The organism is Vibrio sp. CAU 1672, assembly GCF_029223195.1.
GTDB lineage: Bacteria > Pseudomonadota > Gammaproteobacteria > Enterobacterales > Vibrionaceae > Vibrio.
The window spans coordinates 122,148-148,105 of record NZ_JARHUF010000005.1 but is presented as its reverse complement, the minus strand read 5'-3'; the positions used below and the strand labels follow the sequence as shown (position 1 = coordinate 148,105).

Below are 25,958 nucleotides of genomic sequence, written 5' to 3'. Positions count from 1 at the left end.
ACCGGTGACGGGCCTATTAGACCGGATAGTGGGTTGCTATTCAAGGTAGGCAGGTGATATGTGTCGATATTACTATGTAATTTGGTGTCAAAATGAATGAACAGGCGTGATTTAAGGAAAAACGCCGTGGCTGACAGACGGCGTTTTAACACCAGGCGAGGTTAGGCGGCGTGGGTGACCTGCTCGGCCTGAAGATGGATTTCTTCCAAAATGGATTTAGTGTGCTTGGAGTAAATCAGGTACTCTTTGTCCCCCACGAGGTTGATCGCTGTGACTTTGCCGCTCATCAGGCAATTACGCAGTGTTCTCAGTACCATGCGAATGTCGAGTGCATGGTTCTCTTCCAAACCGCTTTTGGTAAAAAGGGCCCGCAGATCAATGCTAATTACCGCTTGATCACAATGGCTCAGATAATGGGAGATCTGCTGCTTAACAGAATGACGGTTACGGAAAGTGTACTCGTGTTCGGTTATCCAGTCGCATCCCTGGTCTTCGGCATAGTCCAGGCTGGCGAGCGTACTCTCTTCAATACACACCCCGGCAAAAAACAGGCGTACATTAGGGTAGCGGCACAAGGCAAAGTGAAACGCCGAACCCAGCTTTGGTTCAAGGGTTTGATCTAAATGCAGCTGATGTCCGATATGGATGATACCGACCTCAGCATCAGTATCCGCGATGGCCGGTAATATCGACAGCATCGTTTCGGTGCAGTTCGAAATCACCACCGGAATGGCATGTTGGTTACGTGAATCAGATAACGCACGCTGGAATGGTGTCACTTGCACAGCGGTGCCGCTGAAATGATCAGAGTGAGTTGCTCCGGCCTTGCCTTGGCGTTGGTTTAGCCAGTCGCCTGCACAGGACAAACTGAAGTCAGCAGATTCAAAACTTGCCTGCGTCATGGGCGGACAGTATTCACTCACGGTCATAAAGGTAAAAGAGCGAGGTTGGCTACTGTTTTTGGCCGGATGGCATCGGTAGCGTTTGAAAAAGCTGAACATACGGTTCTTACCTCTCTGGTGGCAGGGCACGCGCTGCCTGTAATACATGTAATACGATACGCTGTTTATCTTTTTCTACCCGGTGCGCCGGGGCCATCACCGAGAGTGCGCCGACCAGTTTGGTGCCTTTCATCACCGGGGCGCTGATACCAGATACACCAGGATCTATTTCTGATGTACTGATGGCGTATCCATTTTTCCTGATGACATCAAGCTCACTTTGCCAATCGCTGAGAAGATGTCCTTCACCAAAGTGGCGCAATATCTTTTCGCAACGCGCCTGAGGCATAAATGCCAGCATCACTTTGGATGAGGCCCCCCGAAGCAGTGGTTGACTTTGACCCTGGACGTAGCTGCATCGGAGCGCCTGCATACTTTCTTTCTGTCTGACACACAGCGCCCGGTAGCCGGACGGCACCATATAAGCCGCCATTTCACCGGTCTGCTGGACTAAGCGGGCAAGAATGTTCTCGACCATATCCAGGCCATGCTGCGCGGTATCGTAGCTGCGCATCAGCATTAGTGCAGCAGGCCCGATCACATACGCTTTGTCATAAATGCTTTCTTCAATCAGGCCCCATTCCCGAAGCAGTTTTAAGTGGCGGTAAAGGCTACTTAACGGTATATCCAACTGTTCACTCAGCTGTTTGGCCGTTACCGGAAATGGGCTGACGGCCACCTGCATCAGTAGTTGCAGGGCCTTCTCGTTTATTGGGTTCGGATTGCTTTTATTTGTCGTCATGTGGATGTTGTAACCTAGTCTTTGTTATGCAACAACTATAATTCTTATTTGACGAGAAACATAAGGATATTGCCAATGCATATTCTTATATATTGAGAATTTGCTGAGATAATAAATCGGAGGGGCGTGACAGTGAACTCTGAGCGTGAGCGTCACTGTCACTGGGTACTACAAACTGGCTAAGTTAATCTAAATTTGGCGTGGCTACAGCATGTGTTCAGAACTCGTCGATCACGCCACGGTAACATTGGGCCGCTTCATCATAAACGAACTGGAGGTAGTGGTGGATGCTGTCCAGGCTGTCTTCCTGATAATGGGAGACATACAGTAACTGGCTTAAATTTTCCCGCGCGATCAGTTCCAGGGTGTTTTTTACCAGCCTTCGGCCCAGATAATCCAGTCCCTGATACGGCTCATCCAAAATAAGCAAGGCAGGCTGTTTGACGATCGCCCGCGCGATGAGCAGCAGGCGTTGCTGGCCATACTCAAGTTGCTTGAAAGGGGTATTCGCGTATTGACTCATGTGCAGAATCTCCAGCCATTCGCGCGCCAGGTCAATTTCCTTGCGCGAAGGTTGTTGATACAGGCCTATCGAGTCATAAAACCCAGACAGGATCACCTCAAGTGCACGGCAGTTGACCCGGTACTGAAGATGGATCGCGGAAGAGACCATACCAATATTCTGTTTGATTTCCCAAATGCTCTCACCTGAGCCACGCTGGCGGCCAAATATTTTGATATCGTTGCTGTAACACTGAGGATGATCACCAAAAATCAGCCCGAGCAAAGTACTTTTTCCGCAGCCATTGGGGCCTTTTACCTGCCAGTGTTGGTCCTTCTCAATTCGCCAGTTTAAGCCTGAAAAGATGGTTTTCTCCAGATATGCAACCTCACCGTTACTCAGTTCAAAAATTGGGTTATTCAGGGATGATGAGTGCTGATGGCGACGGATAAGGGCGATCATTTGTTGGCTTTGCTGTTGAGACTGGGCCTTAATCTGCGCGATAACTGGGTGTTGCTGCCACTGCGTCTGGTTCATCGTGGCGTCGAGGCGGCCGTGGTCAAACAAGGCGATGTGTTCAATCCACTCTGGCATGTCCTCCTCACGTGAAAAGGTGATCAGCATCGGTGTAGTCGTGGCGAGGCGTTCAAGAAAATCCGCCAGAGATTGTCGATGCTGAATGTCTAAACCTGAAAAGGGATTGTCGAGTACCAGCAAATCCGGCTGCTGTGCCAGTGCCCGGGCTAACATCACACGCCGGGTTTCCCCGGTAGACAGCATGCGAAAGCCACTGCTTTTCAGTTGGGTGAGATCCAGATCGTCAAGCAGTTGTTCGGTCAGTCGGGCGTTGTGACAGCACTCAAACACCAGGGTGTATACGCTGGTGCCATGATCGATGCGATCGAGAAAGTCTGTGTCGTCTTTCGCCAGTTCGACATCCAGCAGGCGCTGTTGTTCGGTGAGGGACACTTGTGCCACGCTTTGGCCAGTAATCTCGATGCTGCCCTGTTCAGGCGTGATTTCTGCGCAAAGCAGGTCGCCCAGCAGAGCGCCGATATCACCGGCGGCGCTGAATATTCCCCAGGACTGGCCTGTTTCAAGCGTCCATTGGTTGATCTCTAATCTGGTTGCCTTGCCCTGGGCTTCAAGCTGGTTAAATGTGATTGGCACGTTGCACTTCCTTTTGCTGTTTTTTTGTCTTAATAGGATGGTTATACCAAGTTATTCACGAGCTTGGGAATTCTCTGATCTCCGAGTGTGGCTTATGCCTCAGCAAAATCACGTGCGGTGATCTGGCTGAAAGCGGCGCTTTAACCGGGCGTAGTGATCGGTTTTTTGGCTTTTGCTTGTCACTGGCTGGTGATTCAGTTACGTTGTGGCTAATTATCATACCAAGTTATTCTCAGGGGTTTCATGACTCAGGAACGACGCGCCGATATCATATTGGTGTTCACAACAATTCTTGCTGCCGCTGGATGGATTTTTTCTAAAGAGGCGATTCAGGGTTTACCGCCATTTGGGTTTATTGGCCTGCGATTTGTGCTGGCCTCAGCCTGTTTATTGCCATTTTGCTATCGTCATTTCCGCCAGATAGAGTCAACAGATATTTACAAAGCGATGGGCGTTGGAACACTACTGGGTTCGGCGCTGTTGTTATGGATTTATGCCATCTCGGTTAGTGATACTCTGGGCGAAGGGGCTTTTATCATGAGCCTTTCGATGCTGTTTGTGCCGCTCATTGCCTGGTTGCTGTTTAAGCAGTCACCCAATCGATTGTTCTGGCTGGCGCTGCCGGTTGCGCTAGCCGGGTTGCTTATGCTCTCGCTCGGGGGCGGTGTAGATTGGGAGGCATCGTCAAGCCAGGTTTGGTTTCTTGCGGCAGCGCTGATGTTGGCTGTGCATTTTAACTTCAACGGTAAATATGCCCGCCGGATCCCGACATTGCTGTTAACCTGTTTGCAGCTGTTTATGATTGGTTGCATGGGGCTATTGGCTTCACTGTTGACAGAAACTTGGCCGGAAGCTGTAAGTGATACGACCTGGATGTGGTTTTCTCTGAGCATGTTGGTTGCGACTAGCTTGCGTTATGTGATGCAAACCGCGGGACAGAAGCACAGTACGGCAGCCAATGCGGCAATTATCATGATCCTGGAGCCGGTATGGACGGTCGTGCTGAGCGTGATTTGGTACTCAGAGCAGATGCCGATGCATAAACTCAGTGGTTGCCTGATGATTTTGTCGGCATTGTTGCTATATCGTGGTGCTCCTTTACTGTTTAGACGGTTGGCGGTAAATACGTGAGAGACTAAGTATCAAGAGGTTAGAAGTCCCACCAAGGGCACCTTGAGGTTGCTTGGGTATATAAACAACAAAATTATCACGTCTTTTTTTGTTGTAGCCGTAGTCCGGGCTCATCATCTCGGGGGGCACTGGTTCGGAAACGACGCCGTTTTTTGCCAGTCTTTTCCAGTAAGCTTTGCTCTCTTCCTACCAGAATAAATCGGTACCGGATGAAAAACACCCGACATCGAAACACAAATCGTCACAATGCTAAAGGAAGTGGCAAGTATAAGAGGCGCTATAATGCGCCTCTGGTTTTTCTAATTGGAATGAACCGTGAGTTAGATGTGATCCAGGCGGATATGGCTGTTTTTCAGATCGTCATGGGTAATGCCTTTACCATCATTCAGCGCATTAAACTGGCGCAGTAATCCGGCAAGCGCGTGGATAGAACCAAGCAGGTCACTCGTGTGTGCTGATTCTGATGCGGTATGCATGTTACGAATTGGGTAACCAATGGTGATTGCCGCGCTGTCGACGCCGGCCAATGCCGCAGCCATACCATCTGTGCCCATATCGCGGCCAGAGAAGTCCAACTGGTAAGGAATGTCTTGTTCACGGCAGACCTTTTCTAAAGACTGAACTAAAAACTCTGAAACGACAGAGCCACGGCCGATGGTAAAGCCGTCACCCATCTTCAGCGGGGTCATTTTACGGTCGCCAATACCCGGTGCCGCTTCGTAGTCATGGTTTACGTCAGTTGCAATTAATACGTCTGGCTTCAGTTCACCGACTAACTGTGTAGAGCCAAACCGGCCAATCTCTTCATGGGTGGCAATGGCATACAGGACACGAACATTATCCAGACCCTCATCGGCGACTAAACGTGCGATCTCGGTGACAGAGAAACAACCCAGGCCATTATCCAGGTAAGCACCGTAAAATGTATCTTGGGATACACCACGCTTAATTGGGCGGTCCAGAATGATCGGATCACCCGCACGCAGCCCTAGCGCTTCCACCTGCGCTTTGCGATCATCACCATGGGTGTGCAGCTCCAGATAAATCGATTCTGGTTTAATCCCTTGCTCACCGGTGCGCTGAGCCGGAGTGGAGAAGTGAATCGCACCCAGCGCTTCAACGGTGCAGCCTTCGATGACTTTATACTTACCCGTTTCATCCGGGTGCTGACAAAATACTTTGACTTCATGACCAATCAGAGTGGTTGGCAAGAAAGAATCGGTGTTAATCCACACTTTGCCGTCGTCATCAATTTTACGTACCTGCATACGGATTTTGTCAGCGTGGCCAACGATCATCACGCTAACCAGATCATCGCGGCCCGGATGAGAATCGAACACCAAACCTGCATTGCCTTTAAACTGATGAATCCCCCAACCGGCAGGCATAAAAGATTCAAATTCAGGTTTGATCACGCCGTAGCTCATTGCGGCTTCAAAACCAATTGGTGAAGGCGAGGCAAGTACCTTTTTCATAAACTCAAATTGGTCGTGTGGCATCGTAGTTTGCCAGGCGTGTTGCTGTTCTGTGTTGTTGTCTAAACTCATTATTTGGCTCTTCTTATCAATCAATGTGTAACGCATTCTCACTGCCGGTTTTCTATATGCCAGCAGATTGATATGTAAATTTAACATAAACGAAAGTTATAAACCTTAAACATTGTTAAGTTCAGCCTCAAGCCCAAAGCATCATACACAGTGACTTATCTCGCTCCGGGAATGAGGAAGCAATAGATAAGCTGATGGTTTTTGGTACGCCAGAGACTTAAAAATTAAGCAGTCAGATAATATTTCTAGCCTCTAAATAAATCATGTGAAACTGCTCACAGTATGTGTGGGTGCATTTGAAATAGCATCCCGGCCACCAAATAGGAGGATAGGGCATGTTATACGGCATCACTTTCTGACTCTGGTATCCCTATACATAACAAAGCAAAAACAATAATTACAGTTCCAATTAAATTACAACGCATAATCATTTGAGGGGATGGAGAATCATGGAAAAACCTCGTCTGTCATTTTGGCAAATCTGGAATATGAGCTTCGGCTTTATGGGGATCCAGTTCGGTTTTGGCTTACAGAACGCGAACGTGAGTCGGATATTTGAAACCTTGGGGGCGAGCATTGATCAGATCCCCATACTATGGATTGCCGCGCCGCTGACCGGCTTACTGATCCAGCCGATTGTCGGCTATTTTTCTGACCGTACCTGGTGCATGCTGGGCCGCCGCCGTCCTTACTTCTTACTTGGCGCGATCCTGTCATCACTGGCTTTAGTCATCATGCCGTATTCCCCTTATCTGTGGGTAGCTGCCGGTATGCTGTGGATGCTCGATGCGTCCATTAACATCTCAATGGAGCCGTTTCGTGCTTTAGTGGCCGATAAACTGCCTTCTGATCAGCGCACCCAGGGCTTTGCGGTGCAGACCTTTTTTATCGGTGTCGGCTCGGTGGTCGCGTCTGCGATGCCATACCTGTTGAGTAATGTGTTCGGCGTTGCTAATACTGCACCGATCGGGGAAGTGCCGCCAACGGTTAAAATCTCATTTTTGTGTGGCGCTGCAGTATTCATTACCACCATCTTGTGGACGGTATTTAAGACCTCAGAATATTCACCCAAGCAAATGGCGGCATTTGAAAACCAGGCCGTAGAGGAGAATGGCAAAGCCAGCCTGGCGGAACTTTTGGCTGATCTGAGACAGATGCCTAAGACCATGATGCAACTGGCGGTGGTGCAGTTTTTTTCTTGGTTTGCTTTGTTCGCAATGTGGATTTACACCACTTCGGCGGTGACCTCGCAAATTTATGGTACTACTGATACCAGCTCGGCGTTGTATAACCAGGGTGCGGACTGGGTCGGGGTATGCTTCGCAGTTTATAACGGTATTTCTGCCCTGGCCGCCTTTGCCCTGCCGTGGCTGGCAACGCGCACCAGTCGTAAATTTGTCCATGCATTAAGCCTGATCATTGGTGGTGTCAGCCTGGTGACATTCTCATTGGTCAAAGATCCGACCATGTTGATGGTCAATATGATCGGGATTGGTCTGGCCTGGGCAAGTATCTTGTGTATGCCTTATGCCATTTTGGCCGGGGCATTGCCGTCAAGAAAGATGGGTTTCTACATGGGCGTGTTTAACTTCTTTATTGTGTTGCCACAAATTCTGGCAGCAGGGATCCTGGGTTTCTTTACCAGTGCTGTGTTCTCGGGCAATACCATGATGGCGATTGTCCTGGGCGGGTGTTCTATGATGCTGGCGGGCATGATGGTCCATTTTGTCGAAGATAAAGATGAACCTAACACGGTCGATGAGCCTCAGAGTGCAGCGGCGTAAAACCGGTTATTAACCGGCCATAATACGGCGGCTAAACCCGCCGTGTTTCGCTTAGCCAAACGATTGTTCAAAAATAAGACGATATTTCACGATTTAAGCCAGAAGTGTGCGGTTGGCAACTTTTTCTTTATTTACAAATGGTTCCGCAAGGTCTAAAAAGGATACTTGGCATTTTTGCTCACAAGATACACAGTTTGAGTAAGCATCAAACCGATATTGATGTGCAGTTTGGAATAGTGGTTTATGAGTAACGCAACCAGCACAATATTAACCGAAAGCGGCACCAACGAACTTGAGATTATCGAGTTTCACCTAGAAAAGACCCAGCCGGATGGCAGCACCAAGACCTGTTACTACGGTATTAACGTCGCGAAAGTGCGTGAGGTCATTCGTGTACCGGAAACCACTGACTATCCAAATGCACAGCCCCACATGGTCGGGGTGTTCTCATCCCGGGAAATATTGACCCCATTGGTGGATCTGGCCGGTTGGCTGGGTGTACCGACCCGGAAAGATTTAGAGCGCAAATTCGTTATCGTGACGGATTTCAATAAGATGACCAACGGTTTTCTTATCGACAGTATCAGCCGTATTCACCGTATCTCATGGAATGATGTCGAATCACCGAGTCAGTTTCTTGAAGCGGGCGAACAAGATTGTGTGGTCGCGGTGGTGCGTAAAGACGGTAACCTGATCATGATCCTCGATTTTGAAAAAATCATTGCCGACATCAACCCTGAGCTGAGTATGGAGAAATACGATGTTACCGTCGATAAAGCGGTGGATCTTAATCAGCGGATGGTAGGCAAACGTAATGCCAAAACGGTCATGGTGGTGGATGATTCCGCCTTTATTCGCTCGCTGATCCAGGATACGTTAGCCTCTGCCGGTTATAACGTCATTACGTGTAAAGATGGCGGGGAAGCCTATGAGAAACTGATGAACCTGATTGAGGTGGCGAAAAAAGAGCAGCTACCGGTCAAAGAACTGCTGGACGCTGTCGTTACCGACGTTGAAATGCCGCGTATGGATGGCATGCACCTGGTGAAGAGGTTGCGTGACACCGAGGCCTATCAGAAACTGCCGATCGTTATGTTTTCGTCGCTGATGAGTGAAGATAACCGTACCAAAGCGTTGTCACTTGGCGCGAATGACACCATCACTAAACCTGAAATCGGTAAGATGGTGAACATGATGGATAAGTATCTCTTCAATCTGGCGTAAACCGGGATTAGTTTATTATCCTGAGTTTTTTTAGCCCGATCTGGCGGTAATATAGCCATATTGTATCCGCACTGGATCTCAAGTGCGGATTCTAACTGCACCTCTCTGTATCCTGCTCACAAACCACATGAAAAGCGGCAGCAGTCGCGATATCCTAGTAGGCATAACAAGATAGCGTCAGGCTATCGCTCACCTGTTACTGGTAGAAAGTGAATTCGAATGAAGTTTATCCACACCTCAGACTGGCACCTTGGCCGTCAGTTTCATAACGTCTCATTGATAGATGATCAGAAAGCGGTGCTTGAACAGATGGTGGAGTACATCCGCAATCATCCGGTTGATGCGGTAGTCATTGCCGGAGACATTTATGATCGCTCGGTACCGCCGACTGTCGCGATTGAGTTGCTCAATCAGGTGGTCAATCAAATCTGTGGTGAGCTGAACACGCCGATGATTGTGATTCCGGGTAACCATGATGGGGCCGAGCGACTGGGCTTTGGCTCAGAGCAAATGAAACTGTCTGGCCTGCACATTATCAGTAATTTTGCGGACATGCTTGAGCCGGTAGTGATCAAGAGCAAATCCGCTGGCAATGTGGCTTTGTACGGCATGCCGTACAGCGATCCTGAAGTGGTGCGTTTTGCCTTTCAGGCTAAGGTTGCCACCCACGACGAAGCGCATCAATTGTTGGTGGAAAAAATTCGTCAGCAGTGTCAGCCTGCCGATAAAAATGTGCTGATCAGCCACTGTTTTGTTGATGGTGCGATTGAGTCTGAGTCAGAGCGGCCGCTTTCCATTGGCGGATCAGACCGGGTCAGCCATGAGCATTTTGTTGACTTTGATTACGTGGCGCTGGGGCATCTGCATCAGCCACAGCAAAAGGGTACCGAGTACATTCGTTATTCTGGTTCACTGATGAAATACAGTTTCGGTGAGCAGCACCATAAGAAGGGCTTCACCTTAGTTGAGCTCGATGCTGACGGGTTTGTCAGCGCTGAGAACGTCGAGCTGATTGCGCCGCATGAGATGCGTATTGTTGAAGGCGAACTGGAGCAGATCATTGAGCAGGGTAAAACCGATCCCAAAAATGAAGATTACCTATTGGTCCGCCTGATGGACAAGCATGCGATTTTAAATCCGATGGAAAAGTTGCGCTCGGTGTATCCGAATGTTCTGCATCTGGAAAAGCCCGGCATGCTGATTGGTGTTGAGCAGGAGATGGCTCAGGCCAAACTGGCGCGCAGTGAAATGGATATGTTCCGGGACTTTTTCCTCGAAGCGCAGGATAGTGAGTTGTCCGAGCAACAGGATCAGGCCATCAGCGCGATCATCAAACAGTTATCTCAGCAATAAGGAGCGGGCATGAAACCAATTAAACTGACAATGCAGGCGTTCGGTCCTTTTGCTAAAACCGAAGTGATTGAGTTTGAAAAACTGGGCCAGAACCCATTATTTTTGATCAACGGCCCAACCGGATCGGGTAAAACCTCGATTCTGGATGCGATTTGTTTTGCCCTCTATGGTGAAACCACCGGTAATGAGCGCCAGGGTATGCAAATGCGCTGTGATCTTGCTCCAGCGGATTTATTAACCGAAATAATTCTTGAGTTCTCTCTGCACGACAAAACATACCGGGTTACTCGTGCCCCGGAACAGTCGGCACCGAAAGCGCGGGGGGAAGGTATGACCGTGCGTAAGCACACTGCCGCGCTTTATGAGATCACCGCTGAAGAGAAACTCATCACCAGCAAAACCACCCAGGTTAAAACGGAAATCACGGCGATCATCGGTTTGAACGAAACCCAGTTTCGTCAGGTGATGGTGTTGCCTCAGGGAAAATTCCGGGAGCTGTTACTGGCGAGCTCAAAAGAACGTGAAGAGATTTTCGGCCAGTTATTCCAGACCGATATTTATAAGAAAATTGAGTTCGCGCTGAAAGATAAAGCCAGCGCGATCAGCAAAGCAAAAAATGACTTCGATAATCAGATCCGCGGTGCGCTGCAAGTGGCAGAAGCCGGTTCTGAGCTGGAGCTGAATCAGCAGCGGGAAAGTCAGGCAGTAGAACTGGCCGCCGCCCAGCAGGCTGAGCAGCAAGCTCTGACAAAGTTGAATCAGGCCAAGGCGGAGCTGCAAAAGGCGGAGGCACTTAATAACGAGTTTGCCAAGTTGGCCCAGGCACAAGCGGCACTGCAACAGCATGATGCAAAGCGAGAACAGGTACAACAACAGCAAACTCAGCTTGAGAGCGCCGGCAGTGCGGCGAAAATCGAACTGCCGTACGCCAATTGGGTCAATGCTGGCAAGCAGGTCAACGAGTTCAGGCAGACAATTATTACGCTGGAGCAACAGCAGCAGACTACAGACCGCGATTTGCAGATTAAGCAACAGGCATTTGATGAGGCCAAAACCAAGGCTGAGGGCATTCCTGCTCTGACGGAAACCCAGTACCGGCTGGAAACCATCAAGACCCGCTTGGTGGAAAAAGAAGCGCTGGAAAGCAAACTGCACAATGGCCAGTTGCAGAAAAAGCAAGACGAGCAGACGTTAGCTAATTACCTTGCGCATAAAGAAAAACTGACGCAAGAGGCACAGTCAGGACAAAAGGCGTTGGATAACGCGCGCTTAGAGGTGGCACAGACTGGCCAGGTCGAAGCTGACATTTCACGTTTACAGCGTTTGAGTCGCGATCTGACCAGACTGAAAGGCCTCAAAGATGAGCTGTCGCAACTGACGGCCGCCACATCAGGCAAAAAGGAGCGGGTAGCTAAAGCGAAGCAGGCTTATGAGCGCGCAAGAAAGGTCGCGGACGAGCAGGAAATGCACTGGCACAGTGGTCAGGCAGCGCTTTTAGCGCAAAAATTGCAGGCCGGGGAGGCGTGCCCGGTGTGTGGTAGTAGTGAGCATCCGGCACCGGCGCAGTTTGTTGATCAACAAGTGAGTAAACAGCAGGTTCAGGCAGCCAGGGAAAGCGAACGACAGGCCCAGCAGGAACTGAATCATGCCTCGAATCAGTTTGACCAGCACAGCGCGCTGGTCACGCAAACGCAGCGCCAGTTAGAGCTGTTTACTGAGGAGTTAGGGGAGAAGGCATCGGTTTTACCTGCGCAGGTTGAACAAGATTTGCAGGCACTTACCGCTCGTCTGCAACAGCTGTCAGGGGTGGACCTGGCTAAGATGGAGCTGTCGGTAGCGGAACTGAATCAGCGCTGTGAACGCGGTGAGAGCAAAATCTGCGAACTGCAAAACCAAATGGCGGCCAATGTCTCCCTGCTGGATGCTAATCAGCAACAATTAACCGCGTTGAACGCCTCTCTTGATCAGCAGTACCCGACCTTGAGCGCGGTAGAGACAGAGATCGCTAACATCAAACACAGTGCGGACGCGTTACAAAAAGCGCAGGAAAGCACACAAGCCCTGTTGCAACAAGCAACACTGGTGCATGCTAACGTTCAGAGCCAACTGGCGACCAACCAGCAGCTGCTTACTGCGGCGGAAGAAAAACACCATATTGCGCAGTCGGACTGGCAGAACGCACTGGAAAGCAGCCATTTTGCCGATGAGCAGCAGTACTTAGGTAGTCAGCGTACTGCGCAGCAAATTCAGGCATTACAGCAAGAGATCGAAGCCTACCAGCACGCTCTGGTGAAGTTGCAGCAGACGTTTACTGATCTGCAGCATGCATTGCAAGACGCTGAAAAGCCGGATTTAGATGAGCTTAACGCGAACCTAAACACGTGCCAGGCAGTGTACACAGAAAAACGCACCCAGCTGGATGGCATACGCTCGATGTTCGAGCGACTGGAAAAAGTCAGCCGGGATATCGCTCAGTTGCATGACAAAAACGCCAAGCTTGAGCAGGAGTATCAGGTGTATGGCACCTTGTATGATGTGGCAAGCGGCAAAACCGGCAGCCGCGTCAGTCTGCACCGTTTTGTTCTCGGTGTACTTCTGGATGATGTACTGATCCAGGCGTCACAGCGTCTCAGTCTTATGAGTAAAGGCCGCTATCTGTTAGCGCGCAAAACCGATGGCTTTAAAGGGGCGGCGGGTCGCGGCCTGGATCTGGTGGTGGAAGACAGCTACAGCGGCAAAATGCGTGATGTGGCCACTTTATCCGGGGGAGAATCGTTCATGGCTGCGTTGGCAATGGCGTTGGGGCTTTCTGATGTGGTGCAGTCATACAGTGGCGGTATCCGTCTCGATACGCTGTTCATCGATGAAGGTTTTGGCAGTTTAGATCCGGAATCACTCGATCTCGCGATCCAGACCTTGATCGATCTGCAACAGACCGGGCGCATGATTGGGGTGATTTCCCATGTGTCTGAGCTGAAAGAACAGATGGCGGCACGGATTGATGTTGAGCCATCAAGGTTGGGTTCGACGGTCAGAGTCCGCTCACTGCTGGCTGACCCGGTGGTGTAGGGCTTGTCCCCTGAAGAAAACTGAACAATAGATAACGATAATTACGAGGATTGGACTTGAGCACTTTGTTTACACAAACCCGCATTGGCGACATGGTATTAAAAAACCGTTTTATGAGAAGCGCCACGTGGGAAAATATGGCGACTGAAGATGGCCATATGACGGATAAGTTGTACCGTATTTATGAAGAGCTCGCTAAAGGCGAAGTCGGCCTGATCGTAACCGGTTACGCCAATATAGTAGCAGAAGAGAAACCCAATGCCGGTATGATGGGCATGTACAATGACTCGTTTGTTGAAGAATACAAAAAGCTGACCGAGTTAGTCCATCGTTATGGCTCTAAAGTTGTCATGCAACTGGCCTACGGTGGGACTAAAACTACCTACAATGTCGGTGAAAGGGTGATTTATGCGCCAAGTGAAGTGTGCGAAAGAGGCACACAAACATTAGGCAAAGCGATGACCAAGCAAGAAATTGATTACATTGTTGATGCCTTTGCCCAGGCCAGCCGAAGGGCGCAGCAATCCGGGTTTGACGGGGTGGAAATCCACGCCGCCCATACATACCTGATCAATCAGTTTTTAAGCCCGTATTACAACCGGCGGGAAGATGAATACGGCGGTAGTTTAGACAATCGTATGCGCTTCCTGTTAGAGATCTATGCTGCGACCAGAAAGCTGGTTGGTGATGCGTTTCCGATCTTAGTGAAACTGACGGCGTCAGAGTTTTTTGAGGGTGGGTTAACTTTCGACGAAACCCGGCTCATCTGTCAGAAATTACAAGCGATTGGTGTGGATGCGATTATTATTTCGGGCAATATCCATGGCAAAGCCGATTCGATGATCGGTGAATCGTTTGACGGCCATACTATTCAGGAAGAGGGCTATTTCCATGAGTACGGAAATGTTATCAGCCAGGAAGTTGACGTTCCGGTGATTACCGTGGGCGGGTTAACGGATATCGATGCGATAGAACAGATCGCTAATACCACCAATATTCAATATTTTGCTCTCTCAAGACCGTTATTGTCTGAGCCGCATTTGATCAGGCGCTGGCAAGAAGGTGACAGAGCACCGGTGGAGTGCGAAAGATGCTCAAAATGTCGCACAAAGCGTGGCAACTTCTGTGTTGTAAATAGGGAACGAAAATCGCAGTTAGCGAGCGTGTAAACCTGCCACCACCTGTCACGGTTTCCTAATGAGTAAGTCAGTCACGGCTTACTCTTTTTTTCTCCTGGGTGAAGTTATAGGCCGGTCTGGTTCAGCGCAAGGAGAGGCCATAGGCATTGGGTTTTGCGTGTTACCGGGTGAAATCGCGGACAAAAAAAACACCTCGAGAGAGGTGGCTTGATGATCAAAACAGGAGAGAAGAAGCCAGCACAAACACTATGTATCTGTGCCGGTTATATGTCGTGATGACGGGCTTGATTTCTTTCGCCGTTGAGTATTTATATTATTAACCAGCTTGCTGTGATGAACAGGCCGGGGCAGGTTGCTTGTTCGCAAACTTGTTTACCCATAGTGAAATCGCACCGTCACCGGTGATGTTACAGGCGGTACCAAAGCTGTCTTGCGCCATATACAGGGCAATCATCAGAGCCAGTTCAGCTTCGCCAAAACCAAGCATGGAAGCCATTAGTCCTAGCGCGGCCATTACGCCACCGCCCGGCGCGCCCGGCGCGGCAATCATGGTGATACCTAACATCATGATGAAAGGCAGCATTTCAAGCAAAGAAGGCAGCGCAATATGTTGGCTGAGTGCCATCACTGCGGTTGAACAGGTAACCAGAGTAATGGTTGAACCTGACAGGTGGATGGTTGCGCATAGCGGAATAGTAAAATTCGCAATGGATTCGTCCACCCCATTGTCTTTGGTTTGACGCAAAGTCACAGGGATCGTTGCGGCAGAAGACATGGTGCCGACGGCGGTAAAATACGCTGGCAGCATGTTTTTGATCAGTTTTAGCGGGGAAAGACCCAGAGCCAGGCCGGTAATCGTATATTGAACGGTGATCCATAGCCAGTGCATCAGGACAGCCAGAGCCAGTACCACGCCGAAGGTTTTTAAGGTAGTAAATACCGTGCCTTCTGCCGCCATTTCAGCAAAGATACCCGAAATATAGAACGGCAGCATGGGAATGATTACTTTCGAGAGCAGCAGATCAATGATACTGCGGCCATCATCGGCGATTTCTTTCAGGCGGAGACTGTTGGTGATACTGATCCCCAAGCCAAATAAAAAGGCCGTTGCCAGCGCGGTCATTACACCGAACATTGGTGGGATTTCTAAATGGATCAGGCTTGTCAGCTTTGCGCCGGCATCGGCTGCGGCTTGTTCCGGTGCCGGTAGACCGGCGATCACGGAGCTGGCGACAATAAACGCCAGGCTGCCGGCAATCACTGTTGAACCATAAGAGAGTGCAACCGTTTTACCTAACAGGTCGCCGGAGTTTTTCGGCAGGCTGGCAATGCCGCTGGTAATGTAAAACAGAATGATCAGTGGAATGGTAAACCCGATCAGCTGGCCACCAAGCAATTTAACGGTCAGCAGAATGCGAATCACACTGTCGGGGGCAAAAAAACCAAGCAAAATACCGGCGACAATACCGGCAATTAATTTCAGTATTAATTTCATTAAGTTATTTCCTGATGTGTGTTTGGTAACGGTTAAACCAGAATATTTTAATTGTTCATTGATATGCACTTGTTGGCATTATGTTTTTTAATGATGTAATAATCTGGAGTATTATTTTAAACCGTAAGCCATATTTAGCATTTTCATGATGAGATGTCATTATTTTTGAAGTCATACTGAAAAATTTTAGTAAGTTTGGCAGTAATGGTTGTGTACTGGCCTATGTATTCGCTCGGAATGTCAGTGTTACGGAGTACAATCACTGGCGCTGATAATAGATGCGTCGCAATATCACACCACTCAATCATTGCCGGGCATCAATAGTGTTAGATTATGCTTATGAGATCGGAGCTGTGGGTGGGGCGGGATGATTGGACAAGAAGAAATGGCCATGTCGAGCTATCTGGGGTGGCTGCTAATTTTATTGATTGGTTACCCGTTTGCGCTGGTAGCGATTCAAATTGGAGTATTTGATGTCAGGGTCAGGACCAGGGTCAATCGCTGGTTTAACTGGGGTATGTTACTGGCATTGCTGTTGATGCACCTACAAACCGAAGTGGTTTACGGTCAGTATTTTCTCGAACTCTGGCAATCGAAGCAGCAGACCAGTGATATCGCCAACTGAGTTGGTTAATCCGGTGTTGTAATGGATTTGGCATCAAGGCTAGCGGAAGCAAGATAGGTCGACACAGTGATCCTTTTTCGATTATTATTGGTAAAATCAGCCAGATAACCATGAAAGGTGCGATATGAAAACGTTCAATTTATTCCTGGCTTTGAGTGTACTGATGTTGGTGGGCTGTACGGCTAAACCAGACTCAGTGGAACCCGTTGAAAACTTCGAACTGTCTCCCTATCTGGGCAAGTGGTATGAAATCGCACGCCTTGATCACTCCTTTGAGCGCGGCTTATCGCAGGTTTCTGCCGTATATCAGCCGTTGCCTGACGGGGGTATTAAGGTGCTGAACCGGGGTTATTCCGAGGAGGAGCAACAATGGTCACAAGCGGAAGGAAAAGCTCATTTTGTTGCCGGTGAAAGTACCGGCCACCTGAAAGTGTCGTTTTTTGGTCCTTTCTATTCGTCTTATGTCATTTTTGAACTTGGCGAAGAGTACGACTACGCCTTTGTGTCTGGCTACAATCATGATTATCTGTGGCTGTTGTCGAGGACACCACAAGTAGCCCCGGCTTTGCTTGAGCGCTTTAAGGCGGTTGCAACAGAGAAGGGATTTGACCTGACGAGTTTAATCATGGTCGAGCAAGCGCAACCGTAGTACCTCTTCCGGTTGACTGCACCACTGAAAAGGTTCCGGTTGACTGCACCACTGAAAAGGCCTCACGGTTACTCTGAGGCCTTTATGCTACAGGGTTACTTGATCAGGCGCACCACCAGTGAACCCGGAGCCCTCATTGACTCGATATTATAACTCAGCACGGTACCTTCTTCGGGGGCGGTATAACGGTAGAGCTCATCACCAAAGCTGTCGTACTGAATGGCCAGTAACTGACCCGGCTCAACACGCTGTAACATCTCGACCTGCGGAAGTATAAAGCCGCCGCTTTTAGCCCGAATGCTGATGATCCGGCTGCCTTCAAGGCAGGGCGAGATCGGCTCCGGTGCGCCTGACAGGATATGATAATGGGTGAGGATGTTGACAATTCCATTGACCGTGCGTTCAACCAGCTCAAGCTCAGTGTATCGGCCCATTCCCACTTCTATGGTAATACTTGGAATCCCGGCCTGATTCCAGACGGTTTCCAGCACACCGGCATCACCCGGATCATCGAGGATCACATCGGGATTAACCCGTCGTGCCATTTCCAGTGAAGGTTCAATGCGGAAATCTGCAAACACGTACAGCGGATAAACTGTGCCACTGGTCTGGGTATGCAGATCGATCGCCACGTCAGCATTCGGTTTGAGCAGTTGCGTCCAGATGGTGTGCAAGTAACGATTCGCTTCGTTACCGTCTGCGTCGCCGGGGAAGAAACGGTTTAAGTTCGCCGGTGAACAATCGGGGTCGGAAGAATAAAAATCACGGCTGTGGTTTAGCATGCCGGTCATGTTGATGGTTGGCACGATGATAACCGTCCCCGCAATTTCACGGCCTTGTAATATACGCGCCATTTTCTGTGCGCTGAGGACACCATTGTACTCATCACCGTGGACACCCGCGGTAATCATCACTTTTTTACCGGGTTTAGCGCCTTTAAAAATGCTCACCGGTAAGTGTTGCCACTGGCCAAGCGCATTCGTCGCGACGCGAAACCAAAACTTGTGCTCACCGGCGGGCAGAGCGTCCACATCCAAAGATTGGATCACCGGTTGACCTTGAATTACATCATCCAAGTATTGCATTGTCATTAATGTTGTTACTCCGAACTACTTACAGATGTTTATACGTTTTCAGCTGTATTGTGTCATAAAGAAAAGGCGAGAATTTTTCCCGCCTTAATATCATTCATCACTCGCTTAAGCGAAACCCATCAGGTGGGCGGCAATCACGACGAAGCTGGATAGGATAAAGAGCAGCAACATGAATCGCCAGCAGAATTTTGCCCAGTCGCCCCAGTCGATTCGACACACACCCAGTGTTGCCATCAGCGGAGCAGAGGTAGGCACAATTACGTTAGTGAAGCCATCACCAAGCTGGAACGCCAACACGGCGACCTGACGGGTAACGCCGGCAATATCAGCCAGTGGTGATAACAGTGGCATCGTCAGCGCGGCCTGACCAGAGCCAGATGTAACAAAGAAGTTGAAGATGGACTGGAATACGTACATCAGCCACGCTGCCATTACATCCGGCAGGCCGCTGATCAGACTGCCGGCGCTGTTCAGAATCGAGTTCAGTACGCTTGCCTCACCGGTATTGCCGCCACCCAGAAGGAGTAAAACCCCTTTGGCACAGCCAACCAGCAGTGCAGGCGCGAGCATGACGGATGCCCCTTCCTTAAACGCATCGGCCGCGCAGTTGAGAGTCATACCATTCAGGCGGAACAGGGTACCGATGATCGCTACCACAAATCCCATGGTGAAAAACTGAGATGCAATTTCAGGAATGTACCACGCTTGTGCAACGACCCCCCAAACAACCCAAACCGCAGTCGCGATCACGGTCATAATCACCAGTGTGTCACCCAAGCCCCAGCGTGATGTATGCTCATCAGTGCTTAGGTTACGGAAGTGTTCATCGGTTCGGTAGCTGTATGACGTTTTAGGGTTGGCTTTTACACGTGCCGCATAAATCATGGTGAAGGCGGTGCCAATCAGCGTAAAGCCAAGCCAAAGGCCCATACGAACGGTCATGCCCGATAGTACCGGGATCCCGGCAATACCCTGCGCGATGGCAACTGAGAAAGGGTTCATCCACGAGGTAGCAAAACCAATTTGGGTGGCAATGTAGGTCACCATGACGGTGGTGATACCGTCATAACCCAGGCGAACCATCAACGGGGCAATAATAATCGCAAATGCGATCGCTTCCTCACCCATGCCGAACACGGCACCGCCCAAAGAGAACAACAAAAACAGCACAGGAATAAACAGCGACTCGCTGCCCTTGGTTTTGTCAATCAGGCGCAGGATCCCGTTATCAATCGTGCCGGTACGCATAACCACACCGAAAGCACCGCCGATCACCAGCATGAACATGATCACGCCAATCGCGCTGCCCCATTTGGAGCCGGATACCAAACCTTCAAATGGGAAGTTCATCAAACCAATGCCACCACCAGAGGCAAACAGGCCAATCCGGTTGTACACCAAATCACCGTTATCATCGGTTGCATAAGTAAAAGAAGTCGGGTCGATAACGGTACGGGTTTTTTCCGCGCCATCGACCATGTAAGTGATGTCCTGGCTGTCAAAATGGCCAGCAGGGATCAGGTAGGTAAGTAGTGCTGCAATAATCCCGACCGTCAATATCAGGATCAGGGTATCAGGCATCTGCCATGAGCGCTTGGTGACTGCTGAATCAACAGCTTGCGCGTGTGTATGTGACATAATTTATTTCACGTATGAGTTATAAAACATGAAATATCATAAAGTTAGAATATAAAGTCAATAATTGGAGCGTTTTCATGTTAAAAATTCAGTCAATATTTGATCTGTGGCGTATACGCCCGGTTTTTACTCATAACTTGAATTAATAAACTGCTATGAGTGGTTTGCTTGGAGGGTATTTGTCTGACTAATGGCTACACCAATATCATGCGGTTACACACACTACATAGAGAGAGTTTAGCCAGACTGGGAGTAATCAGAAATGGGTTATATGTTATTTTGCCTGTTCGGCGTAAAAGGCCGCGACATCACGCAGGTCATCGTCATTCAACCGGCTTAACTGGGCTTTCATCATCTCTGCTAAAGGGCCTGTTCTTTGATCGTTTTTATATGCTTTCATCGCATTAAACAAATACTGAGGATCTTGTCCGGCCAAATTGGGATATTCGCTGTTGCTGGCGATGCCATTAGTGCCGTGACAGAAGCCACAGCTCGGGGATTTGATTTTACCTTGCTGGGCATCACCGAAAGCGGCGGCAAGGGATGAACCGGAAATAAGCGCAAGCAACAGTATTGAGGGTCTCAGCATACCAGAACCATGATTAATTAAGAGTAACCGTGTGAGTCAACCATAAAGCTTCCCCCAAGGGGAAGCTCAATGATCAAAGTCAATGTTAAACCAATGAATTATAGCAAGTCGGCAAACTTGGCGAGAAAGACGTTGACGTCCTGGTGAGAAATATCTTTATGGGTCACAAAGCGAACGGGATTGCCCGGCGTGATGATAATGTCGTCTTGCTCGAGCTGCGCTGCTATGGCATGGATATCGATGTGCTCGGCCAGTTTGGCGAACACAATATTGGTTTCGACGAAATCGGGATTCACTGAAATACCTGGTAATTTCGCCAGACCTTGAGCCAGAGCTTTGGCGTTATGGTGGTCTTGCTGCAGTTGCGCCACCTGCTCAGTGAGAGCCAGTTTGCCCGCGGCGGCCAGAATTCCGGCCTGACGCATACCACCACCGACCATTTTTCTTAAACGGCGGGCTTTGGCTATATAGTCTTTGCTGCCCAGCAGCAGTGAGCCGACAGGCGCGCCCAGGCCTTTGGAGAGACAAATTGTCATTGAATCAAAATACTGACCGATTTCAGATACTGGTACATCTAAGGCAACGGCCGCATTAAACACCCTCGCGCCATCAAGGTGGAGTTGCAGACCGTGTTTGTGGGTGAACGTGCGCGCCTGGGCGAGATAGGCCAGGGGCAGTACTTTACCGTTAATGGTGTTTTCTAAACTCAGTAACCGGGTTCTGGCAAAATGGCAATCGTCTGGTTTGATCGCGGCCTCTAGTTTATCCAGTGGCAGGGTGCCGTCAGGGTTGTTTTCCACCGGTTGGGGTTGAATCGACCCCAGAACCGCCGCACCACCGGCTTCATAACGATAATTATGCGCTTGCTGGCCGCAGAGGTACTCATCACCCCGCTCACAATGAGCCATCAGACCAAGTAAATTGGCCTGCGTGCCTGATGTGGTAAATAGCGCCGCTTCAAATCCCGCCAGTTCAGCCGCAAACTGCTCTAAATCGTTAACGGTAGGGTCATCACGGTAAACATCATCGCCGACTGGCGCGTTCATCATGGCCTGACGCATCGCCAGAGTGGGTTGGGTTACGGTGTCTGAACGAAAGTCCATCTATTGTCTCTCCTTATTTGTCGCCAGGGTTACAGATAACCGCAAAGTCGTGCTTTGCTCAGGCAGGCGATGGTTTTGGCATCAGTAACTGAGCCGTCAGTAATTTTCTGTTCAAGCTCACTTGGTGACAACGTCACCACTTCTATCACTTCGTCGTCATCACAACTCAGACGATTGGTCTGCTGCAGTTGTTTGGCGATAAACAGGTACTGGATTTCATCACAAAAGCCCGCCAGCGGTGTCAGCTGGCCTAACGGGATGAAATCCTGAGCTGTGTAGCCGGTTTCTTCTTCTAACTCGCGCTGTGCACAATGCAGCGGATCTTCATTGGCTTCGCGCGTGCCGGCCGGAAGTTCAAGCAGCCATTTGTTCAGCGACGGACGAAACTGATTGACCAGTACGATTTCCCCGTCATCAGTGAGCGGTAAGATAACCGCCGCTCCCGGATGCTGGATGGTGGTGTGGCTAATGGCTTGTCCGGTGGGCAGTATAACCGCTTCTTCGACTAACGAAATGTTTTTCCATTTATGGATTATTTTGCTCATACGGTGTGGTTTCCTGGCGAAACTGAAGACCCGTTCGGGGCCATGAAGTCATAGCACATTACCGACAAAATCAGCCAAACAAAAGAAAAAATAAAGCAACGCAATTTGTTGCATTGCACATACAGTGATAGATGTCTCAAAATTGCAAACTTTGATTGCTGCAGTATGAGAATGAACGGCTTCTGCTATAAGAGCTATTCACTGAAAAATTCACTTGTAACAATCACATAACAAAAGTGTGGGTGATTGCATACACTGTCAGTCCTGTTGCCGGAGCACGTATGAGCCAACCTTCCTTTGTGTCAAACGCTGAAAAAGCCTTACTTTCAGAACGAATTAATAAACTGGCCAAGGCGTTGACCGACGGTGTCTATGAGCGCGAACACACCATCAAACTGTGCTTGCTGGCTGCTCTGTCCGGGGAGAGTGTCTTCCTGCTTGGACCTCCGGGCATTGCGAAGAGCCTGATTGCCAAGCGCCTAATCCAGGCGTTTGATCACAGTAGTTATTTTGAGTATCTGATGACTCGCTTTTCCACCCCGGAAGAGGTGTTTGGCCCCCTGAGCATCCAGGAGTTGAAAGACAACGGCCGCTACGTACGCCTGACTGACGGCTACCTGCCTACGGCGCAAGTGGTTTTTCTTGACGAAATCTGGAAAGCCGGCCCTGCCATCCTTAATACGCTGTTGACGGTAGTCAACGAGAAAACGTTTAAAAACGGCAGTGATATTGAACGTGTGCCAATGCGGTTGTTGATTTCGGCATCGAATGAATTACCTGATGAAGACAGCGGGCTGGATGCGTTGTATGACCGGATGCTGGTGCGGGTGTTCGTTAACCGGATCCAGAATAAGCAGAATTTCAAATCCATGCTGACGGTGGGAACGCCACAAGAAGCGCAAATCCCGCCGGGACTCGCCATCACCGATGATGAATATCACCAGTGGTTGAAACAGCTGGATAAACTCACCTTAAGTGACAATGCCTTTGAAAAACTTTACCAGCTTAAGTCGATGCTGGAGTCGAAAGTAGAGTCAGATTACGGTTATCCGGCGCTGTCGGATATGTATGTCTCTGATCGCCGCTGGAAAAAAGCGGTGAAGTTGCTCAAGGCGAGCGCATTTTTTAACGGCCGTGATGAAATCAATCCGCTTGATCTGCTGCTGTTGCAAGATTGCCTCTGGAACAGTCCGGAATCTCGTGACGTAGTGCGTCAGGTGATACAGGAGTTTGCGCTGAAATATGCGTTTGACCAGCAAGAGGCAGAGCAGGAAATTGAGTTTTGTCGTGAATCGCTGACGGACGTCCAGCATGAGCTTGAAGATCAATACCGCATGACACTGACTTCGGAGCCGTCAACCGGGTTATTGCGCAAAGAAGTCCTTGGTTTTGATACCTCACAAGCGAAAAGCTACAAAATCGGCGCCGCCGTCAATCTGGTTAAGCTGGTGCTGCTGCAAAGTAACATGTCGGTGTCGGAGTCAGAGAAGGGCGATAGCCGCTGGGTGTATGTACCCAAGGATGAGCTGGATCGCGTGATCAAAGAAGGTAAGGGGGATGTGTACGGTTACGTCAACCACAACACCAACATGTGCCGTCTGCGATTTGATGTCGACGCTGCTAACAATTTAGTCATTCGTGATATTGCTAATCGCGGTGTGTTGGTCAGCCTGGTTACTCAGCAGGGCTTGGATGTCGAGCTATATCAAAAATGGCTGGCGCAGGCTGAGCGAGCGGTGAACCAGTTGAGTGAGGCCGAGCATCATATGAGAAAGGTCCGGGCCAACTTCCATGGCGCTCTGCCACATAGCTTTGTTGATCCTGAGTTGCCGCGTCTGATGGAGTCGAGCCTGCAGCAGGTTAACCAGCGGCTCGAAACTATCCAGGCTGAGAGTGAAAAAATCATTCTTCGCTTTAAAAACTTACATCAGTTTTTCTCCTAAGGGGGCCCTATGCTAGGTGCAGACGGGCTTAACCTGGCCCTGACCATTGCCGACTCCGGTATCATTGACAGTGCGGTAAATGATCTGATGGCGCGTTCTCAAGTCATGCTGATGGCCGAAAGCCGGGGCGTAAAATCCTCAGTTAAAAGCCACCTGCTGAAATGGCAGGGCAGCGTTAAAAAACGCATCACCAAAGTGTGTGAAACGGAGCGTTTCCAGCAGGAACTTACGTTGTATCAAGAGGTAATCTACTGGAGTGAAGATGAGTTCTTTGCGCGTATTGATGAGGTGGTGAAAAAGCTCGAGTGGCACTCGGCATTCTATATGCAGGCCCGTAGCATGTTAGAGAAAAACAAAGGGTTGGATAACCCTATGTTTCCTCACTATTTTTGTCAGCAGTGGTATCAGAGTCTGAGTGAGGCGCTTAAGCAGGCCCAACTAACGGAGCTTGAGGCTAACAAAGAGAAAGTGCTGGCGGATCTCTATCAGCGTATGGAAACCATGCGCAGTATGGATAAGGTGACGGAATCGGGCGATGAGGCAAGTGTCGGTCGCCTGTGGGATATGGCATCGGCAAAATTGAGTAAGACGGATCTGAGCATCATGAAGCGCCATGCGGAGTTCCTGAAAAAACATAAGGGATTACAAGAGATTGCCGAGCAACTTGGCCGCATGGCGGGCCAGGTGGATGATCCGGATCTCAACCGTGCACCTGCTGAAGAGCTGCAGATGGTTGAAGAAAAATGCGATGAAGCGACCGATGATATTGTCGGTATCCATCAAAGTGACGATCTTAACAAACTGCTGCCCAATGAAACGATGTTTCTGGCCTATCCGGAACTGGAAGTGGTGTTCTACAAGCATTTGGTCGATAAACGCCTGATGAATTATCGCACCCAGGGCAAGTCTCGCACGTTAAGAAAGGTGAAAGCCCACCGGCCGGAAAACAAACAGATGGATGTTGATAAGGGGCCGTTTATCGTCTGTGTTGACGCGTCCGGTTCGATGAGCGGTTTTCCTGAGCAGTGCGCTAAAGCGATGGCTTATGCGCTGATGCAAATTGCGTTGGCTGAGCAACGTGATTGCTACATCATCATTTTTTCCAGTGAGCATATTACTTATGAGCTGACCAGGCAGGACGGCTTGCGTGAAGCGGCTGACTTTCTCAGTTACAGCTTCCATGGCGGCACCGATTTAGAGCCGGTGCTCATCAAGTCGATCGACCTGATGGGCAGCGACAAATATAAAAATGCCGATATGGTGGTGATTTCTGATTTTATTGCCCCGAAACAGCCGGAAGAAGTGTTGGAGAAAGTTGCCAGCCTCAAAGTGAAAAAAAACCGTTTCCACGCGATCAGTTTATCCAAATACGGTAACCCGGCGTTGATGGCGATGTTTGATCACACCTGGTCGTATCATCCGAATGTGGTGGGCCGGTTGCTGAAGCGGGTTTCAAATGCCTGATTTGCTGACCCGGTTTTCCCTTTACCAGGTGCCGTCGGTACAATGATGAATTGCTAGTTTTGACTGATGACGGTCGCCAATCACTTGGCGGCCGTTTTTGTAACTGGCTTTATCTGCTGTCTATGGTTGTACCCTACGAAAAGTGCAAGCG

The 25,958-nt window shown here is 49.6% G+C and carries 20 protein-coding genes; 10 read left to right on the top strand and 10 right to left on the bottom strand.

The window, feature by feature from the left end; translation table 11 throughout:
* Nucleotides 1-161: 161 nt before the first annotated feature.
* The 3 genes from P2G85_RS07090 to modF form a co-directional block, all read right to left on the bottom strand.
* On the bottom strand, nucleotides 162-1,001 hold the full coding sequence (locus P2G85_RS07090) for an arginase family protein (protein WP_275863404.1): 840 nt from the start codon (nucleotides 999-1,001) through the stop codon (nucleotides 162-164).
* A 7-nt stretch (nucleotides 1,002-1,008) separates the two neighbouring features.
* Nucleotides 1,009-1,743 (bottom strand): IclR family transcriptional regulator, encoded by a 735-nt coding sequence (locus tag P2G85_RS07085; RefSeq protein WP_275863403.1) that lies wholly within the window; start codon nucleotides 1,741-1,743, stop codon nucleotides 1,009-1,011.
* A 217-nt stretch (nucleotides 1,744-1,960) separates the two neighbouring features.
* Nucleotides 1,961-3,415 carry a molybdate ABC transporter ATP-binding protein ModF gene (gene modF, locus P2G85_RS07080; protein ID WP_275863402.1) on the bottom strand — a complete coding sequence of 485 codons (1,455 nt, stop codon included), beginning with the start codon at nucleotides 3,413-3,415 and terminating at the stop codon, nucleotides 1,961-1,963.
* A gap of 243 nt (nucleotides 3,416-3,658) precedes the next feature.
* Between modF and P2G85_RS07075 the strand changes: the two genes are divergently transcribed.
* Nucleotides 3,659-4,546, top strand: coding sequence for a DMT family transporter (locus P2G85_RS07075; RefSeq protein ID WP_275863401.1), 888 nt, complete (start codon nucleotides 3,659-3,661; stop codon nucleotides 4,544-4,546).
* A gap of 320 nt (nucleotides 4,547-4,866) precedes the next feature.
* Here P2G85_RS07075 and P2G85_RS07070 read toward each other — a convergent pair whose 3' ends face one another.
* Nucleotides 4,867-6,093: a M20/M25/M40 family metallo-hydrolase gene (locus tag P2G85_RS07070; protein WP_275863400.1), complete on the bottom strand. Its 1,227-nt coding sequence runs from the start codon at nucleotides 6,091-6,093 to the stop codon at nucleotides 4,867-4,869.
* A gap of 449 nt (nucleotides 6,094-6,542) precedes the next feature.
* Here P2G85_RS07070 and P2G85_RS07065 point away from each other — a divergent pair, with 449 nt between their 5' ends.
* From P2G85_RS07065 to P2G85_RS07045, 5 genes are all read left to right on the top strand, one after another.
* Complete coding sequence (locus P2G85_RS07065) at nucleotides 6,543-7,877, top strand: MFS transporter (RefSeq protein WP_275863399.1); 1,335 nt, start codon at nucleotides 6,543-6,545, stop codon at nucleotides 7,875-7,877.
* A gap of 243 nt (nucleotides 7,878-8,120) precedes the next feature.
* Nucleotides 8,121-9,101, top strand: a complete 981-nt coding sequence (locus tag P2G85_RS07060) for a chemotaxis protein (RefSeq protein WP_275863398.1) — start codon at nucleotides 8,121-8,123, stop codon at nucleotides 9,099-9,101.
* A 219-nt stretch (nucleotides 9,102-9,320) separates the two neighbouring features.
* Nucleotides 9,321-10,454 (top strand): exonuclease SbcCD subunit D, encoded by a 1,134-nt coding sequence (locus tag P2G85_RS07055; protein WP_275863397.1) that lies wholly within the window; start codon nucleotides 9,321-9,323, stop codon nucleotides 10,452-10,454.
* A gap of 9 nt (nucleotides 10,455-10,463) precedes the next feature.
* The gene (locus tag P2G85_RS07050; protein WP_275863396.1) at nucleotides 10,464-13,523 is read left to right on the top strand and encodes an SMC family ATPase; all 3,060 of its coding nucleotides are present in this window, start codon (nucleotides 10,464-10,466) and stop codon (nucleotides 13,521-13,523) included.
* A 56-nt stretch (nucleotides 13,524-13,579) separates the two neighbouring features.
* Nucleotides 13,580-14,692 (top strand): NADH:flavin oxidoreductase, encoded by a 1,113-nt coding sequence (locus P2G85_RS07045; protein ID WP_275863395.1) that lies wholly within the window; start codon nucleotides 13,580-13,582, stop codon nucleotides 14,690-14,692.
* A gap of 286 nt (nucleotides 14,693-14,978) precedes the next feature.
* Here the strand turns inward: P2G85_RS07045 and P2G85_RS07040 are convergent, their stop codons facing one another.
* The gene (locus P2G85_RS07040; RefSeq protein WP_275863394.1) at nucleotides 14,979-16,157 is read right to left on the bottom strand and encodes a dicarboxylate/amino acid:cation symporter; all 1,179 of its coding nucleotides are present in this window, start codon (nucleotides 16,155-16,157) and stop codon (nucleotides 14,979-14,981) included.
* 367 nt (nucleotides 16,158-16,524) lie between these two features.
* Between P2G85_RS07040 and P2G85_RS07035 the strand changes: the two genes are divergently transcribed.
* Both P2G85_RS07035 and P2G85_RS07030 read left to right on the top strand, forming a co-directional pair.
* Nucleotides 16,525-16,782 (top strand): hypothetical protein, encoded by a 258-nt coding sequence (locus P2G85_RS07035; RefSeq protein WP_275863393.1) that lies wholly within the window; start codon nucleotides 16,525-16,527, stop codon nucleotides 16,780-16,782.
* Between the two features lie 124 nt (nucleotides 16,783-16,906).
* Nucleotides 16,907-17,431 (top strand): lipocalin family protein, encoded by a 525-nt coding sequence (locus tag P2G85_RS07030; protein ID WP_275863392.1) that lies wholly within the window; start codon nucleotides 16,907-16,909, stop codon nucleotides 17,429-17,431.
* Between the two features lie 95 nt (nucleotides 17,432-17,526).
* On the opposite strand, the gene P2G85_RS07025 is transcribed toward P2G85_RS07030, so the two are convergent.
* The 5 genes from P2G85_RS07025 to P2G85_RS07005 all read right to left on the bottom strand — a co-directional run bounded on the left by P2G85_RS07025 (nucleotide 17,527) and on the right by P2G85_RS07005 (nucleotide 22,400).
* On the bottom strand, nucleotides 17,527-18,522 hold the full coding sequence (locus P2G85_RS07025) for a succinylglutamate desuccinylase/aspartoacylase family protein (protein ID WP_275863391.1): 996 nt from the start codon (nucleotides 18,520-18,522) through the stop codon (nucleotides 17,527-17,529).
* Between the two features lie 108 nt (nucleotides 18,523-18,630).
* Complete coding sequence (yfcC, locus tag P2G85_RS07020) at nucleotides 18,631-20,163, bottom strand: putative basic amino acid antiporter YfcC (protein WP_275863390.1); 1,533 nt, start codon at nucleotides 20,161-20,163, stop codon at nucleotides 18,631-18,633.
* Between the two features lie 274 nt (nucleotides 20,164-20,437).
* Nucleotides 20,438-20,752, bottom strand: coding sequence for a cytochrome c (locus tag P2G85_RS07015; protein ID WP_275863389.1), 315 nt, complete (start codon nucleotides 20,750-20,752; stop codon nucleotides 20,438-20,440).
* 98 nt (nucleotides 20,753-20,850) lie between these two features.
* Nucleotides 20,851-21,855 (bottom strand): low-specificity L-threonine aldolase, encoded by a 1,005-nt coding sequence (ltaE, locus tag P2G85_RS07010; RefSeq protein ID WP_275863388.1) that lies wholly within the window; start codon nucleotides 21,853-21,855, stop codon nucleotides 20,851-20,853.
* 29 nt (nucleotides 21,856-21,884) lie between these two features.
* Nucleotides 21,885-22,400 (bottom strand): NUDIX hydrolase, encoded by a 516-nt coding sequence (locus P2G85_RS07005; protein WP_275863387.1) that lies wholly within the window; start codon nucleotides 22,398-22,400, stop codon nucleotides 21,885-21,887.
* 281 nt (nucleotides 22,401-22,681) lie between these two features.
* Between P2G85_RS07005 and P2G85_RS07000 the strand changes: the two genes are divergently transcribed.
* Complete coding sequence (locus P2G85_RS07000; RefSeq protein ID WP_275863386.1) at nucleotides 22,682-24,343, top strand: ATPase RavA domain-containing protein; 1,662 nt, start codon at nucleotides 22,682-22,684, stop codon at nucleotides 24,341-24,343.
* Nucleotides 24,344-24,352: 9 nt separating this feature from the next.
* On the top strand, nucleotides 24,353-25,807 hold the full coding sequence (gene viaA / locus P2G85_RS06995; protein WP_275863385.1) for an ATPase RavA stimulator ViaA: 1,455 nt from the start codon (nucleotides 24,353-24,355) through the stop codon (nucleotides 25,805-25,807).
* Nucleotides 25,808-25,958: the final 151 nt, after the last annotated feature.

What these genes read in the sequence shown, in the direction of transcription:
- P2G85_RS07090 (WP_275863404.1), bottom strand. Translation starts at nt 1,001, where the DNA reads ATGTTCAGCTTTTTCAAACGCTACCGATGCCATCCGGCCAAAAACAGT.
- P2G85_RS07085 (WP_275863403.1), bottom strand. Translation starts at nt 1,743, where the DNA reads ATGACGACAAATAAAAGCAATCCGAACCCAATAAACGAGAAGGCCCTG.
- P2G85_RS07075 (WP_275863401.1), top strand. Translation starts at nt 3,659, where the DNA reads ATGACTCAGGAACGACGCGCCGATATCATATTGGTGTTCACAACAATT.
- P2G85_RS07070 (WP_275863400.1), bottom strand. Translation starts at nt 6,093, where the DNA reads ATGAGTTTAGACAACAACACAGAACAGCAACACGCCTGGCAAACTACG.
- P2G85_RS07065 (WP_275863399.1), top strand. Translation starts at nt 6,543, where the DNA reads ATGGAAAAACCTCGTCTGTCATTTTGGCAAATCTGGAATATGAGCTTC.
- P2G85_RS07060 (WP_275863398.1), top strand. Translation starts at nt 8,121, where the DNA reads ATGAGTAACGCAACCAGCACAATATTAACCGAAAGCGGCACCAACGAA.
- P2G85_RS07055 (WP_275863397.1), top strand. Translation starts at nt 9,321, where the DNA reads ATGAAGTTTATCCACACCTCAGACTGGCACCTTGGCCGTCAGTTTCAT.
- P2G85_RS07050 (WP_275863396.1), top strand. Translation starts at nt 10,464, where the DNA reads ATGAAACCAATTAAACTGACAATGCAGGCGTTCGGTCCTTTTGCTAAA.
- P2G85_RS07040 (WP_275863394.1), bottom strand. Translation starts at nt 16,157, where the DNA reads ATGAAATTAATACTGAAATTAATTGCCGGTATTGTCGCCGGTATTTTG.
- P2G85_RS07035 (WP_275863393.1), top strand. Translation starts at nt 16,525, where the DNA reads ATGATTGGACAAGAAGAAATGGCCATGTCGAGCTATCTGGGGTGGCTG.
- P2G85_RS07030 (WP_275863392.1), top strand. Translation starts at nt 16,907, where the DNA reads ATGAAAACGTTCAATTTATTCCTGGCTTTGAGTGTACTGATGTTGGTG.
- P2G85_RS07025 (WP_275863391.1), bottom strand. Translation starts at nt 18,522, where the DNA reads ATGACAATGCAATACTTGGATGATGTAATTCAAGGTCAACCGGTGATC.
- yfcC (WP_275863390.1), bottom strand. Translation starts at nt 20,163, where the DNA reads ATGTCACATACACACGCGCAAGCTGTTGATTCAGCAGTCACCAAGCGC.
- P2G85_RS07015 (WP_275863389.1), bottom strand. Translation starts at nt 20,752, where the DNA reads ATGCTGAGACCCTCAATACTGTTGCTTGCGCTTATTTCCGGTTCATCC.
- ltaE (WP_275863388.1), bottom strand. Translation starts at nt 21,855, where the DNA reads ATGGACTTTCGTTCAGACACCGTAACCCAACCCACTCTGGCGATGCGT.
- P2G85_RS07005 (WP_275863387.1), bottom strand. Translation starts at nt 22,400, where the DNA reads ATGAGCAAAATAATCCATAAATGGAAAAACATTTCGTTAGTCGAAGAA.
- P2G85_RS07000 (WP_275863386.1), top strand. Translation starts at nt 22,682, where the DNA reads ATGAGCCAACCTTCCTTTGTGTCAAACGCTGAAAAAGCCTTACTTTCA.
- viaA (WP_275863385.1), top strand. Translation starts at nt 24,353, where the DNA reads ATGCTAGGTGCAGACGGGCTTAACCTGGCCCTGACCATTGCCGACTCC.